Here is a 14,757-nt window from a genome sequence, read left to right as displayed (position 1 = left end):
AATCATCGTGACCGTTATGGCTGTTTAGGTGCCAGAGCAGACAGCTCTGAGCGGAGTTCTGCGCTTAACGCCGGGTCGAGCAGAATTTTTTCCAGCTCCTTTCGGAAAGCCTGATTGTCCAGCAGGTTCGCTTTTAAATCGCGAAGCAGGTTACGCATGGAAAGCATTGCCTTCAGCTGAGGGATCTGTCTGGAAACCTGCTCCGGGGTGAAATCTTTCATGCTCTGGAATGTCAGACTGATATTGTCTTCGCTACCATCACTGGCGAGCGTGTTTTTAACGGTCAGATTGACTTTTGGGGAATATTCGGAAAGAACTGAGTCGAAATTATTCTTGTTCAAGTTAACTTTTTTGCGCTCAGACAGTGGTGCAGATTCCTGACCATTACTGAAGTCGCCCGCCACCAGTAATTTCAGAGGGAGCTCAGTTTTCTTGCTGGCTCCCCCTGTATGCAGGTCAAGCTTTAGATTAATACGTGCCTTTGGCACTTCATTCTGGAAACTATCAGCCATCTCATCATCCCTCGGTTTATCACTGCGTGCATCTTTCAAACGAAAGTTCTTTACATGTGATAATAGAACAATGATCGACAATAAATCAAACTTACAGATCTTTAATCTATTTTAAGTAAATTCTTAGGAATTTTCCTCTAAATGTTAATAGTGAATAGTGCTGAAATGTCAGTAAAATGGACTATTACCGGCACACAAAACAAACATTTATGTCGCAGCAGTTAAAATGAACGGATAATTATTAATAAATGGTTCTTGAATTGATCTACATCAATATAAGAAAGTTAAAAACACCAATGCGCTTTCAAGGAAATGGTTTTAGATCAGAAAGAAATAAAAGGGGGCAGTGAGTCATAGCCTTGCTTCATGTGGGAAACACCGCAATAGCCATAAGGAAAGCATCAGGAACATAATCGGTTTTATGTCCCAAAAGAGAGCGTTTCATTTAATGTCAGGGCTGTATGACGCCTGGGAGGGCATGGGCCTGGAAAACCGCCATACACGATGACAAATCGCCAGTCACAAGAAATTCAATCGGTGTAATCAGCCTGCCCTCATCCGGAAGCCTCTCAGCGTTGACATGGTCACGATACTTCTTGCGCCAGCAAAACCATGGTTGATGTTATGCAACGCCAGAACCTGACCGCGTAATACAGCCCGTCTGCCGTCTGGTTTTTCAGGGGGGTTAACTGCTGCGATGAACCCCGAACACGTGGCAGAGTGAGCATATCACCTCTATTCAGGTGGCCAAATTCAGTGTTCCACTACAAAATCCAGAGAATGTGCATACCATTTTATGGATTTTTTTATGTCCGCACTTTACCCGTTCAAAAGCCAGTATCTAGCCCTTTCTCTCGTTCTGATCGCTAACGCTGCAACTATTTTCCGGTTCCTCAAATTCACGACAAATTAATGTGGTGCTTTCCATGGGAATTGGCTCTTCTGTTAGACCACACCAGGGATGCCCATTTATCGACTGATGAAACCGGCAAAAACGGCACTCACCAAACATTCTGGCCCCCTGATTTTTCTGCATACTCCGCAGATGGGCCAGAAAAACTGTTTTCAGTTGTTCCTCAGAAAAAGCTAATGAATCCCAAGGCTCCTGCAGTGTCTCCTGCATGATGGTATGCATCACTTCACTCGCTTTGGATGTCAGAACCAGATGGACAACCCGTTTATCCTTGCCGTCATTTTCTCTTCTAATCCAGCCTTCACGCTCTAGTTTATTCAGGGACTGCGATACCGTGCCTTTAGTCAGCCCGAGGTATTCCGTTGTTGCAGCGGGCGTATTGGAATAACCATTGCATCGCGTTAAATAGAAAAGAATCTGAACCCATGTTGTGGGGAGTCCTTTCAGTTGCGGATGGCGATAAAAGCTGCCCATTTGCAGGCTCACCAGGCGTTCAAGAATATCAAAGAGTGTCACAGTTACCTGCCTCTGCTTGCCGGGATACGTGCTGGATAAGCAAACGTCCAGACTTTCTAACGATGGGGATTTACTGTCATCAATAGTATCGATTCAAAACCATATTGACAATATTTTCAGTGTGTGTGTAATATCAAATGGTATCGATTCAATACCATTTGATATTACACAAGGAAAGTCATCATGAGTAAAACAGCCGTTTTCTTTCATGCAGGTTGCCCGGTATGCGTAGATGCAGAACACCAAATCGCACTGGCACTGGATCCCGCTCAATACACGGTAGAAATCATTCATCTCGGAAATGATAAAACGCGGCTGAATGAGGCCATCGAAGCTGGTGTGCAATCTGTTCCAGCCCTGGTACTGGATGGCGGTATCCCGCTTCACATCAACTTTGGTGCGTTTATTAAAGATCTGCTTTAAGGATAAAAATGAAACGTATTGCGATTGTATTAGCAATGGCTGTCGCCACCTCTGCCGGTGCACATGGCAATGAGCCTCATCAGGGCGGTATTAAAACCAGCGCCGACAAGGCTGTATTGGCTGAGTTTGATATTGTGCACACTAAAGTCACTACCGAAGGGAATGTTGCCACCTTCCATATGGCAGTTTCCGGCAAGGCAGGTAAAAGTAAGCCTGCAGTAACAGGTAAGCTGGCGGGAACGGAAATTTTCTCTTATGTCTGGCCGACAACGATCGATCCGTATGAAGTGGGATTTGAACATAAGGCCGGTATCCTGGCACTGGCGGTAACATCCCATCCTGATCTGGATGATACGCCGCTGTATGATGAAAATGGCGATGGTAACCGCAACAATGATGGCGATCTGTGGCATACCCACTGGGTGGTGCTGAAGCCTAACGAGGTCTGCGGGCCTGGCGCACTGGCCGTAGTTGATATTCCTGAGGGACAAAAACCCAGGTTGCCAAAAACCTGGCCTGGCTTGCCGGTACTGTTGGACAGTCCGGGCTGGAATCCTACGCTGACAGGCGAAACTGTAGAAGTGAAAGTTCCGTTCGATAATATTGGCGTGGTCACTGCCAGCCAGTTTGATGGTGTAACTGCCGGGCTACGAGTTAATGCGTCCGTTCATGCGCCGCTACTTTGCGTCGAGGATGTATTTAAAGTGGCCTCTGGCAAGCTGACGCTGCCGGGGAAAGTAAACCAGTAACGGAAATTAACCCGCACCACAGTGCGGGTTCTGGAGTTAACATGAATATCATTCGTCATCCGCGAGCACCAGCATTGACAATTGAACGCTGGTTTAATACGTCACAGCCGATAACCTTGGAATCATTGCGCGGCAAGGTCGTGGTAATGGAATCATTTCAGATGCTGTGTCCCGGCTGTGTTTCCCATGGACTGCCGCAGGTTTCACGTGTGTATGCCACTTTTCCACCGGATAAAGTGGCCGTTATTGGCCTACATACGGTTTTTGAGCATCATGAGGTAATGACCGCACAGGCACTGGAAACCTTTCTATCAGAATACCGCATCCCTTTCCCCGTCGGGGTGGATATGCCGTCTCCTGACAATGATGTCCCCCAGACCATGCTGTCCTACGCTATGCGCGGTACACCTACGTTGACGTTAATTGATCAGCAGGGATACCTACGCCAGCAATATTTTGGTCAGGTAGACGACCTCGCGCTGGGAGCAGAAATCGGGGCGTTATTGAATGAATCGCTGTCCGTTTCCAAGGACGCGTCTATGGCATCAGGGTGCAGTGATGGGCAGTGTGCCACTACATAATGAGATACTGGATATGGCGGAGAGTTTTTTCCTGCCCGTGGGAAGGGTGAGACATTATCCCCGGGCAGTAAAAAAGAAACCGCAACGCTATGCATTACGGTTTCCATCAAAAGCTAAACTGACAAGCATTAGGAGATATACTCCGGCTTTTCGCATTTCAATCAAGAACACGCAAAAAGATTACTCTTCCTTCACCACAATCAGCGGTTCGATATCGCTCTCTTTTTTAATCACCAGCGACTCATCGCCGCGCAGGCAGGTCCCCCCATAGTTACCGCCTACGGTGAAGGTACAAACCTGAATATATTTACCGGCAATTTTTGGCAGACACCAAAGCTGCTGATAAATGTTCTTCTGCTCGGCAAACTTACCGCTGGTTTTATCCAGTAACTCTTCCTGATGGCTCACCAGATCGATGTTGCTGCCACAACGTCCAGCAATAGGTTTCACTGCATAACCGGTTTGCGCCAGCTCTTCATTAACAGTGAAATCAGTATCAAGCAGATAGCGGTGGTGTGGGAACAGTTGCCACAGGATCGGCAGAATCGCTTTATTACCAGGGATCACCGTCCACAGAGGTTCAAAGACCAGCACTTCCGGGCGCAGCAACACGTCGATTAAACGCACTTCCTGATTCGTATGCCCGGTACGAATTGGTACCGCAGCGTACTCCGTTTCACTGACCTCTCGCACCTGCTCAATCGCGGTTTCCCACGCCCAGGTTTTCCAGACGCAGTTCACCAGACGACCGTCCCCGTCAATCAGCTGACCAGCGTCATCCCAACGTAGCTCATCGAGGCCACGCAGAATTTTACTGTCAAACCCGGCCTGACGTAGCGCCTGCTGCATAAACTGAGCGTGGTAGTTTTCCTCTATATCTTTATCCTGCATGATGTGGACAAAAGAACGCGCGCGGCTGTGCTTCCAGGCCCCCGCCAGTTCGTTGATCAATCCTTCAGCTGGGTTGTGTCCCTGTCCTGTATAGCCCTGCTCGGCCCATCTTTCGAGGATCAAACCGGCTTCGGTATGGCACGATGCGGAATCGGCGTTGTACTCATACACCTTCAGTCCGCGTTCATCCATACAGAAATCCATACGTCCCGTAATCATATGATGCCGACGACGCTGCCAGGAAAGGCGCAGACGCGGCCAGAGGATTTTCGGGATATCGAACAGCGCCAGCAGGTTGTCATCTTTCAGCACTTTGTCGGTCGCGTGCAGATACATCAGGTGCAGCTCGTTGGTGGCTTTGATCAGTTCCTGCTCTGCACTCTCGGTAATGGTGAAGTACTGATGCGGATCCTGATTAATAACGTGGCCGTTCGCCAGCACGTAGGCTTTCTGCAGCGGATCCTGTTCATCAAGCCATTTACCGTCAAACTGCCCGTTATCTTCCAGTCGCGCGCCGCCAATTCTCAACGAGTCGTTGGCGATCTCCGGCTGCGGCAGGCTGTCACGGGTATCATCGGTCTGGATCATCCAGCCAAGGATGGTGGTGTCGTCAAAGGTATCACGCAGGGTGTAACAACCGTTTTCAACCACCATCTCCAGTTCGCGGGTCCACTGCTGTCCGGGTGGCAACGGCGTATGGAGCACGTTCTGTTCGGCAATACGGATTTTGTTTTCCAGCAACTGGGTGACGACCGCCACATGGCCGGTATCGTTAAACTCACCGCCTTTTTGCCAGATAAGCAGAGCACCGGCTACCGGCGCGCGGGGTGAACCATTCGGAAATGCCTGTAACGGCAGGATATTGTCATTCACCACTTCGCGCAGAAAGCGTAAGGAAAAGATCTCCCAGGCCATGCCCACATCGGTGAAGACCACGCCATAATTAAGGAAGAGAAAGCGGCGTGCGAACTCTACGCACTGCCATTTGTGGCCCATGTATTCGTCGTCGATATAGCTGCGAAATGCCGCATCATCGTCGTAGTCCCGTGGGTCGAGGGAGCTGTAATCTGAAGAGTAGATTGCTACGCCGCCTGGGGCGTAGCCCAATAATGTCCCGAATGGGGCATCCTGACTGGTCGTTCCTTTGCTCATGCACCTTACCTCAAAACAATACAGCCTGAGCAGGTTGGCGTGAATTTTTCGCTCTGATTGCCTGCTCTGCGACACTAACCGGACAGAGGTCAACATCATCATACACCTCAACGCAGCGGCTGGCGCTCAGAGGCGAAAAATTCACAGCAGGAACTACGCTTTTGTCAGGGTGACCGGTACGCTTTTATACGCCGGAGTCAAACTTTGTGTGTCCACCGCATCCAGCGAAAGCAGGACATTCGCTTCTGGCAGATAAGCGCCTATTGAGCCCACCGCCATGTTGTAAATCACCACCGTCAAGCCGCACATAATGCGATCCGCACAGGGCTGGCCGCTGTCGTCCAGCGCCTGAACGTTGACCACATCTCCCTGGCTCAGACCGCGAGTCGCCGCTTCTTCAGCGCTTAAAAACACCACATCCCGACGACCGGTAATGCCACGGTAGCGATCGTTCATACCATAAATAGTGGTGTTGTATTGATCGTGGCTGCGCAGCGTCGCCAGAACCAGTGCATCGGCAGGCTGATTTTCTCGCTCTACCGCCCGCTGATGGCTGACGATAAAATTGGCTTTACCATTCGCCGTACGCCATTCACGGCGCGAAGCGGGCGTATCCATACGAAATCCGCCCGGCTCGGCAATACGGGCATTGTAATCGTGGAACGCCGGGATCACGGCTTCAATGGCGTCACGGATCAGCGCGTAGTCCCCGGTTAACGCTTCCCAGTTGATCGGCGAAAGCGGCAGAGTGGCGTGTGCCATGCCCGCCACAATCGCGGGTTCCGATTTTAACCAGCGGGAAGCTGGCTTCAGCGCGCCGCAGGAAGCATGGACCATCGACATCGAGTCTTCGACGGTCACCGACTGGCTCCCCGTCGCCTGAATGTCGCGCTCCGTTCGACCTAATGCAGGCAGCAGGTAATTATGCTTTGCCAGCAGCAAATGCGATCTGTTCAGCTTGGTCGCAACATGGACCTGCAGATCCAAATTTTTCATCGCCGCAAAGGTACGCTGCGGCTGCGGCATCGCCACCGCCAGATTGCCACCCATGCAAATGAGCGCTTTTGCCTCTCCCCGTTCGATGGCCCGAATACTCTCCACGCTGGAGCGGCCATGTGTACGCGGCACACGGATAGAAAAATGCGTCTCAAGGCGTTGCAGGAAGTCTTCGGATGCCGCTTCGTTGATCCCCACGGAACGGTCGCCCTGAACGTTAGAATGACCGCGCAACGGGCAGATCCCCGCCCCCGGCTTACCCATATTGCCTTTCAGTAGCAGCAGGTTTACCAGTTGCTGGACGTTCTCAGTACCGTTTTTATGCTGGGTGATGCCCAGCCCGTAACAAATAATAGTCGCACGAGATTTACTGTAGCTGTGTGCCAGGTCTTCCATCTGACTGCGCGTCAGGCCCGAGTCCTGTTCCAGCTCCGCCCAGTTATGCTGACGTAAGTCATCATACAGCGCTGCATATCCAGCAGTATGCTCATCGATAAACGCATGATCGAGTGTCGGTTGCTGATCCAGTAAGATCCGCGCTTCATCCATTTCGATCAGCGCCTTCATGATGCCTTTGAGCAGCGAGGCGTCACCGCCCATTTTTACCTGGTAATAGTCGTTGCTCAGCTGCGTCGACTGACCGGTGAACATCTCTTTCGGGCTTTGCGGGAAACTAAAGCGCTCAAGCCCCCTTTCGTTCAGCGGATTGATAGAGATAATTTTAGCCCCGCGTTTGGCAACGTCGCGTAAGGTGGTCAGCATACGTGGATGATTAGTGCCAGGGTTATGCCCGATACAAATCACCAGATCGCAATGGTCAAAATCGTCAAGTTCAACGGTCCCTTTTCCAAGGCCAATGGCCGGCGTTAGCCCTGCGCTGGTCGGTCCGTGGCACATGTTTGAGCAATCAGGAAAGTTGCTGCTGCCATATTCGCGGGCAAAAAGCTGATACAGGAACGCCGCTTCATTTGACGTTCTGCCGGAGGTGTAAAACTCAACCTGCTGGGGTGAATCATAGCTGCGCAGACGCTCGCCTATCTCCTGGAAGGCGATATCCCAATCCACCGCCTGCCAGGTATCTGATGCTGCATCGTATTTCATCGGATGCGTCAAACGACCGATATTTTCCAGCTCATAATCGCTGTAGTGCCAGAGTGTGGAAACCGGGTGACGGCTGAAAAATTCCGGTGACGCTTTTTTACTGGTTGTCTCCCAGGAGACCGCCTTAACGCCATTTTCGCACAGCTCCATTGGCGCACGATGCCCTGGGTCCGGCCACGCACAGCCCGGACAGTCGAACCCTTTCACCTGGTTCATTTTGAACATCGCGATAATGTCGCGGGCGACAGCCTTTTGCGAAAACACCGAAGCAGTGACGGCTTTTACCGCGCCCCACCCACCCGCCGGGCCCTGATAACCGCTTACTCCTGGAACACCATTTTTCATTATTACTGCTTATTCACCGCCAATTTTTAATGGTGAATACGGTAGCAATTTCCGTCCAACATTGATTTCCTCTTCATGGAGTACGGAGCGAGTACAATGAACGGGTTAGATTTATCTTCCCCTTTCAGCACAAAGCGACATAAAGTCCCAATCTGTTAAATTGAGTTCTACCTAACTGCTACACTGCATCAACACAACCACTCAGAAGGCAGGTCAATATGTCAGACAATACCTATCAGCCCGCGAAAGTCTGGACGTGGGAAAAATCGAACGGGGGCGCATTCGCCAATATCAACCGCCCGGTTTCCGGTGCCACCCACGAGAAAACGCTGCCGGTTGGCAAACATCCGCTGCAGCTCTATTCGCTGGGTACGCCAAACGGGCAGAAAGTGACGATCATGCTGGAGGAGTTGCTGGCGCAGGGGGTGAAGGGCGCGGAATACGATGCCTGGATTATCCGCATTGGCGATGGCGATCAGTTTTCCAGCGGCTTTGTTGAGGTGAATCCGAACTCGAAGATCCCGGCGCTACGCGATCACTCGCAAAACCCACCAGTTCGCGTATTCGAATCTGGCGCAATCCTGCTCTATCTGGCGGAAAAATATGGTTATTTCCTGCCGCAGGATTTGGCAAAACGCACCGAAACGCTGAACTGGTTGTTCTGGTTACAAGGCGCAGCGCCGTTCCTCGGCGGAGGCTTTGGCCACTTCTATAACTATGCTCCGGTAAAAATTGAGTACGCTATCAATCGCTTCACCATGGAAGCCAAGCGCTTACTCGACGTGCTGGATAAACAATTGGCGCAACATCAGTTTGTGGCCGGAGATGAATACACCATTGCCGATATGGCGGTCTGGCCATGGTTTGGCAATGTGGTTCTGGGCAACGTCTACGACGCAGCAGAGTTCCTTGACGCAGGAAGCTACAAGCACGTACAACGCTGGGCAAAAGAGATTGCAGCGCGTCCGGCGGTTAAGCGTGGTCGTATTGTAAACCGCACTAACGGACCGCTGAACGAGCAGCTTCATGAACGCCATGACGCCAGCGACTTCGATACCCAAACCGAAGATAAGCGCCAGAACTAAAATAAATTGCCGGATGGCAACCGCTATCCGGCAATTTCATTCAGGATTTGTCACGCGCTGGTGACGTCGTACTCCATGCGGCGAAGTGCGTCTAACGTGGCTTTAGCTTCATCTTCATCAATGATGCTCATGGCGAACCCTACGTGCACCAGCACCCATTGCCCGACCAGCTCAGCTGTATCACCTTCACAAATCAGGGCAATATTGACATCACGTTTGATGCCGCACACTTCAACCTGCGCAAGCTGGTGAATATCTTCACCAACGGCCAGAACCTGACCAGGGACTCCAATACACATATCTGACTCCGCCCCATAGCAACCTATGGGTTATTCGACTTCAATACTTTTCACTTTCAGTGAATCGCCAGCATCAACCCGCAGACGATCGCCCTGACATTGTGGACACTGCGCATCATGCTGGGTGATTTCCACAACCTGACTGCAATCCCAGCACCATGCCTGGGCTGGCTTGTAATCAATATGCAGTTCACAACCCTGAGCCAGCGTCCCCTGACAGACGATGTCGAAACTGAAACGAACGGCGCTCTCTTCAACGCAGGAGAGCGCCCCGATTTCCAGCCAAACACCGGTTACACGTTTGACACCGTGCTGCTCTGCCTGCTGTTGAACAATCTCAACCGCGCTCTGACAAAGGGACAGCTCATGCATTTTCGCAGTTCCGACGACCCAGCAGCAACGCGCGGCGATTAAGCTGCGGCGCATTCGGATCGCTAACCGGCAGCGATAACAGCATTCGCGCGCAATCGTCAGTCAGACGCATGCCTTCTTGCGCCGACATACTGTGCGAAAGCGGCGACATCAGTGAGCAGGAAAGGTATTGCGATACGCCCTCCAGTTCACCAACGGTAAAGGTCATCTCGCCATACGGCAGACGCAGTCCGATTTTTTCGCTGACTTTACGCACCGGCCAGATCTGGTCCGGTCCGGGGAAAATCAGTGCGCTGAGCATCCAGGGCGTGATAACACACCCCGTCCACTGTCCTTCAAACAGCGTAAATTCAGAGACATATACCGGCATGTTCGGATGCAGGAAAGAGAGATCGTGCATTGAACGCCGGGCAACCTCTTCAAACGCTGCCTGAATTTGCTTCTTCGGGGCCGTCTGAAAACCGACAAACTCCTCAGACATGAGCCGCCTCCCGCGGGATCGCTTCAACACCTGATTCGCGAAGCGCGGCAAGAACCTGCTCAAGCGCAGGTTCAATCATCGCTTCAACCGTTGGCGTTAGTCCGATATGCGGCTCCAGCGATTCCGGAATAACACCGACTAACGTCAGCTTTTTCGGAAACTCGCCGGTGAAACGCAGGGCCGACAATACGTCGGCCAGACCAAGCTGGTGCGGTGAGATTTTGTTGGTAAACAGCGCCGGGATCTCTTCATCCCGCAGGACCATCATCGTTCCTGGCGTGTTTTTCTTCGACACAATGGCGTCAGCAATGATCAGATGATCTCTGTTCGCCATATCACCGAGAAGCTCCATCCCAGCCGTACCACCGTCCAGAACATCAACAAAGTCTGGCAGGACGTACCGTTGTTCTAATGCTTCAACGATACGTACCCCGATGGCTTCGTCGGTCAGCAAAATATTGCCGACCCCTAAGACTAATATCCGCATTACAGAACCTTAACTGAGACCACTTCGTTCCCATCAACGTCCACCACATGCACCGCACATGACATACAAGGGTCGAAGGAGTGAATGGTACGAACCACTTCCAGCGGTTTGTTTGGATCGGCAATCGGCGTACCTACCAGCGAGCGCTCATACGGTCCCACTTCATCATTAAAGTTACGTGGGCCAGAGTTCCAGGTTGACGGTACTACCGCCTGGTAGTTGCTGATAATGCCATCTTTGATCACCATCCAATGAGACAGCATACCGCGCGGCGCTTCGAGGAAACCGACACCTTTAAATTCACCCGTTGCCGGGATATCCGGTTTCACGAAGGTGGTGTGGTCGCCTTTGCCGATGTTCACAATCAGCGCATTGTACTGATCCTGCAGAACGTTCTGCAGTTCACAGCAGTGAACGGTACGGCCAATAATACGGCCCAACGTAGAGTGCAGCTGTGACACTTCGATAGTTTTACCGGTCAGCTTGGTGTAAATCGCGATGATTTCATTCAGCTTGGCATGGGTAGACTCGCGTTTGGCCGCCAGTTTACACAGCATGTTGGCCAACGGCCCCACTTCAACTGTTTTACCGTAGAAGGTCGGTGCTTTAACCCAGGAGTACTTGCCATCATCTGACCAACCGGTGTAATCAGGAACCGTTGTGCCTTCCCACGGAGCCTGCGGCGCTTCGTCTTTGTACCAGGCGTGTTTCGCACTCTCCTGAATCCCTTTGATCAGGTACTCATCGGAGTGAGAGGTGATCGGACGATAGGTCGACAGATCTTCATTGGTGATGTAACCACCCGGGAACAGGAAGCTGCCGTTTTTACCGTCAGTCGGGAATTCCGGTGCGCTCAGATAGTTAACCGCACCTTGACCACGTTCCAGCCACTCAGGGTAGAACGCAGCAATAACTGCGGTATCAACCTTGTAAACCTGCTCAACGAAGTCGCTCAGCTTATCGATAAAGGACTTGATATACATCAGGCGCTCAAGGTTCAGCACGCCAAGGCCGTCGAGGTTAATTGGGTTAGCAACCCCGCCTACCGCCAGGTTCTGAATGTGCGGCGTTTTACCGCCCAACAGCGCCACAACACGGTTAGCATCACGCTGGCATTCCAGCGCCTGCAGGTAGTGAGCGACCGCAATCAGGTTCACTTCTGGCGGCAGCTGCATCGCCGGGTGACCCCAGCAACCGTTGGCAAAAATGCCTAACTGACCGCTGGCAACAAGGTCTTTGATCTTGTTCTGAACCTTAGTGAACTCTTCTGCGCTGTTCAGGTGCCAGGAGGACACGCCGTTCAGCATGGCAGACGCTTTCGCTGGATCTGCTTTCAGTGCAGAGGTGATATCCACCCAGTCCAGCGCAGAGAGCTGATAGAAGTGAACAATGTGGTCATGCGTAGTGTGCGCGGCCAGAATGATGTTACGGATATACTGTGCGTTCACCGGAACATCAATATTCAGCGCGCTTTCTGCTGCACGAACGGAAGAGATAGCGTGAGTGGTAGTACAAACGCCACAGATACGCTGCACAATCATCCAGGCATCGCGCGGATCGCGGTTTTTCACGATCTCTTCCATGCCGCGCCACATGGTACCGGAAGCCCATGCTTTAGATACCACGCCATTTTCGATTTCGCAGTCGATGCGTAAATGACCCTCAATACGGGTTACCGGATCAATAGTAATTCTCTGGCTCATGCTTTGCTCGCCTCATGACGATTTTGATCGTTTTGTTTTAAAGGAGGAAGTATCGGCAGTAGACGAATGAGTACGATGTATGCACAAATCTCAATAGCCACAAAACCAATAGAAATCAACAGTTCTTCCCAGGTCGGGAAGTAGTGGTAGCCACCACCAGGATTGAACGCCACCAGCGAATAGGACAGACGCCATGTCGCACAACCCAGCAATGCGCTCAGCGCAGACAGATACAGCATGCGTGAGTCGTTACGCAGCTTAGTGACGCGCAGCACCACCAGCGGGAAGACCATCAGCACGACTTCAATCCAGAACATCAGGGAGTAAAGATCGCCTGAGAACGCATAGGACAGCTTGTCGCGATAGATCAGTTCGCCAAAGCGCAGAACCACGAAAATCGCCAACAGTACGCTGATGGTATTCGTCAGCTTGATAAACAAACTTTTCTCATCCGGACCATTACCTTTCAGCCCGGCTTGTACCAACGAGCCTTCAAAGATGACGATCGAGAAGCCCATAATAAAAGCGGTTAATACGGAGAAAAGCGGCAACATTTCATAAGCTTGCCATAGCGGATGCACCTTATAGCCCGCAGATATCATCAATGAACCCATTGAAGACTGGTGCATAGTTGGCAGCAGCGCGCCAAGGGCAATGATAAAGAACATCACTTTATTCAAACGTTTGAGAGAGACTTTCCACCCCAGACGTTCAAACAGAGCCGGAGCAAATTCCAGCGCCATGATGCCGATATAGATGGTCATACAGACCGCCGTTTCGAACAGTACCGAGTTCACGTTGAAGTGGCCCGGAATGTAGAAATACGGCAGGTTCCAGTAACGACCGACGTCAATGGTGATCGACAGACCACCCAGCGAGTAGCCAAACAGGCTCGCCAGCAGCGCCGGACGTACCAGTGGATGGTATTGTCCTCTGTTGAAAACATACACCGCCCACGCCAGCGCCCAGCCACCACATGCGAAGCCGGTACCAATCAGCAGGTCAAACGCGATCCATACACCCCATGGGAAACCGCCGTTCAGATCGGAGACTGAGCCCAATCCGAAGACCAGACGTTTCACGATCAGGAGCATACACAGGACGATAAGCGGCCCAAAAATAATGACCGGTTTGCTGATTATTTTTCCGCCCAGCGGTTTAGGATCATGACTCATGATCGTCTCCTCCATCGTGATGGTCGTTTTTCGTGTTACGACGAACCAGCACGGTTAAGCCCGCCAGCGCAGCCAGGGGTAATATCATGCCCTTGTACAAGGAATGTTGAACATGTTCGGAACGCGCACCGGTTGAAAGATCATCCAGTTTCGGCAGATCCAAATCCTCGTAAGGAACGCCCGTCAGTACCATAACCTGTGTACCACCACCCTCTTTCTCGCCGTACAGATGGGGGTAATACTTCGGTACCGTATGCAGATAGGTATCGCCTGCTTTCACCGTCTGACGCGGATAGTGGTATTCGCTGCCAGGCTTCAGCGCGAGACGTTTTTTCGCCTCAGCCATCAGCTCTTCACGCGTACCAAAAATCACCGCACCAGCAGGGCACACTTCAACACAACCCGGTAAACCGCCTTTATCCAGACGCTCAACACCTTTCTGGTTACACAGTTCACATTTGTGAAGCGCACCAAACGGGTTGTTGTAGTCATACTTAGGCACATTGTACGGGCAGGCGACCATGCAGTAACGACAGCCCGTGCAGACATCTTTGTCATAGTGGACGATGCCAGTTTTCGGATCTTTCTTCAGCGCGGAGACCGGGCAAACGGAGACGCAGTTCGGATCGACACAGTGCATGCACTGCTTCTTAATGTATGCGTAGCCGTTTTCTTCCTGGTCTTTGTTAACGCCTGTTCCGCTACGCCACACCTGGATGATGTTATTGGTATACGGTGACAGTTTGTCGTTGTTCGACCAGGTCTGCTCGCCTTCCGGGTTACGCGCCGGGAAGTTGATATCCTGACACTTGGTGACACAGGCCTGGCAGCCTACGCACAGCGTCGAGTCATAGAGCATCCCAAGAGAACCAGGGATCGGCGGACGGTTTTCTGCAGCCGCATGGCTGATGGACGGCGCAGCGCCCAACAGCAATGCCCCGCTGGAGGCTGCTTTAATAAAGTTACGTCTGTTCAC

The 14,757-nt window shown here is 51.7% G+C and carries 15 protein-coding genes and 1 pseudogene; 4 read left to right on the top strand and 12 right to left on the bottom strand.

Features of this window, described 5'->3' with window-relative positions:
- Positions 1 to 14: 14 nt before the first annotated feature.
- From tssB to HV314_RS03760, 3 genes and pseudogenes are all read right to left on the bottom strand, one after another.
- A complete protein-coding gene (gene tssB, locus HV314_RS03770; protein WP_101700276.1) occupies positions 15 to 512 on the bottom strand; it encodes a type VI secretion system contractile sheath small subunit in 498 nt (165 codons plus the stop codon).
- Between the two features lie 555 nt (positions 513 to 1,067).
- Positions 1,068 to 1,242: pseudogene (locus tag HV314_RS03765) on the bottom strand (IS3 family transposase); the annotation flags it as partial.
- Positions 1,243 to 1,353: 111 nt separating this feature from the next.
- Positions 1,354 to 1,941, bottom strand: a complete 588-nt coding sequence (locus HV314_RS03760; RefSeq protein WP_047358633.1) for a MarR family winged helix-turn-helix transcriptional regulator — start codon at positions 1,939 to 1,941, stop codon at positions 1,354 to 1,356.
- Positions 1,942 to 2,124: 183 nt separating this feature from the next.
- Between HV314_RS03760 and HV314_RS03755 the strand changes: the two genes are divergently transcribed.
- From HV314_RS03755 to HV314_RS03745, 3 genes are read left to right on the top strand one after another with little or no spacing between them, the layout of a single operon-like run.
- Entirely contained in the window at positions 2,125 to 2,364 is a 240-nt protein-coding gene (locus tag HV314_RS03755) for a thioredoxin (protein WP_053388765.1), read from the top strand.
- Between the two features lie 8 nt (positions 2,365 to 2,372).
- Positions 2,373 to 3,113: a hypothetical protein gene (locus HV314_RS03750; protein WP_049268884.1), complete on the top strand. Its 741-nt coding sequence runs from the start codon at positions 2,373 to 2,375 to the stop codon at positions 3,111 to 3,113.
- A gap of 41 nt (positions 3,114 to 3,154) precedes the next feature.
- Positions 3,155 to 3,694 carry a redoxin domain-containing protein gene (locus HV314_RS03745; protein WP_016154485.1) on the top strand — a complete coding sequence of 180 codons (540 nt, stop codon included), beginning with the start codon at positions 3,155 to 3,157 and terminating at the stop codon, positions 3,692 to 3,694.
- A 180-nt stretch (positions 3,695 to 3,874) separates the two neighbouring features.
- Here HV314_RS03745 and gss read toward each other — a convergent pair whose 3' ends face one another.
- A complete protein-coding gene (gene gss, locus HV314_RS03740) occupies positions 3,875 to 5,737 on the bottom strand; it encodes a bifunctional glutathionylspermidine amidase/synthase (protein WP_181547363.1) in 1,863 nt (620 codons plus the stop codon).
- A 153-nt stretch (positions 5,738 to 5,890) separates the two neighbouring features.
- Complete coding sequence (locus HV314_RS03735) at positions 5,891 to 8,179, bottom strand: FdhF/YdeP family oxidoreductase (protein WP_181547362.1); 2,289 nt, start codon at positions 8,177 to 8,179, stop codon at positions 5,891 to 5,893.
- 218 nt (positions 8,180 to 8,397) lie between these two features.
- Here HV314_RS03735 and yghU point away from each other — a divergent pair, with 218 nt between their 5' ends.
- The gene (gene yghU / locus HV314_RS03730; RefSeq protein ID WP_016154488.1) at positions 8,398 to 9,264 is read left to right on the top strand and encodes a glutathione-dependent disulfide-bond oxidoreductase; all 867 of its coding nucleotides are present in this window, start codon (positions 8,398 to 8,400) and stop codon (positions 9,262 to 9,264) included.
- A 50-nt stretch (positions 9,265 to 9,314) separates the two neighbouring features.
- On the opposite strand, the gene hybG is transcribed toward yghU, so the two are convergent.
- Genes hybG through hybA form a run of 7 tightly spaced genes read right to left on the bottom strand, consistent with a single transcriptional unit; the run spans position 9,315 to position 14,757 of the window.
- Complete coding sequence (gene hybG, locus HV314_RS03725) at positions 9,315 to 9,563, bottom strand: hydrogenase maturation factor HybG (RefSeq protein WP_003024459.1); 249 nt, start codon at positions 9,561 to 9,563, stop codon at positions 9,315 to 9,317.
- A gap of 30 nt (positions 9,564 to 9,593) precedes the next feature.
- On the bottom strand, positions 9,594 to 9,935 hold the full coding sequence (gene hypA / locus HV314_RS03720; RefSeq protein ID WP_016157467.1) for a hydrogenase maturation nickel metallochaperone HypA: 342 nt from the start codon (positions 9,933 to 9,935) through the stop codon (positions 9,594 to 9,596).
- Positions 9,928 to 10,416, bottom strand: a complete 489-nt coding sequence (gene hybE, locus HV314_RS03715) for a hydrogenase-2 assembly chaperone (RefSeq protein WP_181547360.1) — start codon at positions 10,414 to 10,416, stop codon at positions 9,928 to 9,930. The genes hypA and hybE overlap by 8 nt, the downstream gene beginning before the upstream one ends.
- Complete coding sequence (locus tag HV314_RS03710; protein ID WP_016157468.1) at positions 10,409 to 10,903, bottom strand: HyaD/HybD family hydrogenase maturation endopeptidase; 495 nt, start codon at positions 10,901 to 10,903, stop codon at positions 10,409 to 10,411. The genes hybE and HV314_RS03710 overlap by 8 nt, the downstream gene beginning before the upstream one ends.
- The gene (gene hybC / locus HV314_RS03705) at positions 10,903 to 12,606 is read right to left on the bottom strand and encodes a hydrogenase 2 large subunit (protein WP_003024476.1); all 1,704 of its coding nucleotides are present in this window, start codon (positions 12,604 to 12,606) and stop codon (positions 10,903 to 10,905) included. The genes HV314_RS03710 and hybC overlap by 1 nt, the downstream gene beginning before the upstream one ends.
- Positions 12,603 to 13,781, bottom strand: a complete 1,179-nt coding sequence (hybB, locus tag HV314_RS03700; protein WP_016154492.1) for a Ni/Fe-hydrogenase cytochrome b subunit — start codon at positions 13,779 to 13,781, stop codon at positions 12,603 to 12,605. The genes hybC and hybB overlap by 4 nt, the downstream gene beginning before the upstream one ends.
- Positions 13,771 to 14,757, bottom strand: coding sequence for a hydrogenase 2 operon protein HybA (hybA, locus tag HV314_RS03695; RefSeq protein WP_003828357.1), 987 nt, complete (start codon positions 14,755 to 14,757; stop codon positions 13,771 to 13,773). Before hybA ends, hybB begins: the two co-directional genes overlap by 11 nt.

Source organism: Citrobacter sp. RHBSTW-00887, assembly GCF_013728095.1.
Classification (GTDB): Bacteria; Pseudomonadota; Gammaproteobacteria; order Enterobacterales; family Enterobacteriaceae; genus Citrobacter; species Citrobacter braakii.
Note: the sequence above shows the minus strand (reverse complement) of the source record. Positions and strands in the feature narration are given on the sequence as shown.

Bases quoted from the DNA above. Each gene is read 5' to 3' on its own strand.
- tssB (WP_101700276.1), bottom strand. From the start codon at position 512: ATGGCTGATAGTTTCCAGAATGAAGTGCCAAAGGCACGTATTAATCTA.
- HV314_RS03755 (WP_053388765.1), top strand. From the start codon at position 2,125: ATGAGTAAAACAGCCGTTTTCTTTCATGCAGGTTGCCCGGTATGCGTA.
- HV314_RS03750 (WP_049268884.1), top strand. From the start codon at position 2,373: ATGAAACGTATTGCGATTGTATTAGCAATGGCTGTCGCCACCTCTGCC.
- HV314_RS03745 (WP_016154485.1), top strand. From the start codon at position 3,155: ATGAATATCATTCGTCATCCGCGAGCACCAGCATTGACAATTGAACGC.
- gss (WP_181547363.1), bottom strand. From the start codon at position 5,737: ATGAGCAAAGGAACGACCAGTCAGGATGCCCCATTCGGGACATTATTG.
- HV314_RS03735 (WP_181547362.1), bottom strand. From the start codon at position 8,179: ATGAAAAATGGTGTTCCAGGAGTAAGCGGTTATCAGGGCCCGGCGGGT.
- yghU (WP_016154488.1), top strand. From the start codon at position 8,398: ATGTCAGACAATACCTATCAGCCCGCGAAAGTCTGGACGTGGGAAAAA.
- hybG (WP_003024459.1), bottom strand. From the start codon at position 9,563: ATGTGTATTGGAGTCCCTGGTCAGGTTCTGGCCGTTGGTGAAGATATT.
- hypA (WP_016157467.1), bottom strand. From the start codon at position 9,935: ATGCATGAGCTGTCCCTTTGTCAGAGCGCGGTTGAGATTGTTCAACAG.
- hybE (WP_181547360.1), bottom strand. From the start codon at position 10,416: ATGTCTGAGGAGTTTGTCGGTTTTCAGACGGCCCCGAAGAAGCAAATT.
- HV314_RS03710 (WP_016157468.1), bottom strand. From the start codon at position 10,903: ATGCGGATATTAGTCTTAGGGGTCGGCAATATTTTGCTGACCGACGAA.
- hybC (WP_003024476.1), bottom strand. From the start codon at position 12,606: ATGAGCCAGAGAATTACTATTGATCCGGTAACCCGTATTGAGGGTCAT.
- hybB (WP_016154492.1), bottom strand. From the start codon at position 13,781: ATGAGTCATGATCCTAAACCGCTGGGCGGAAAAATAATCAGCAAACCG.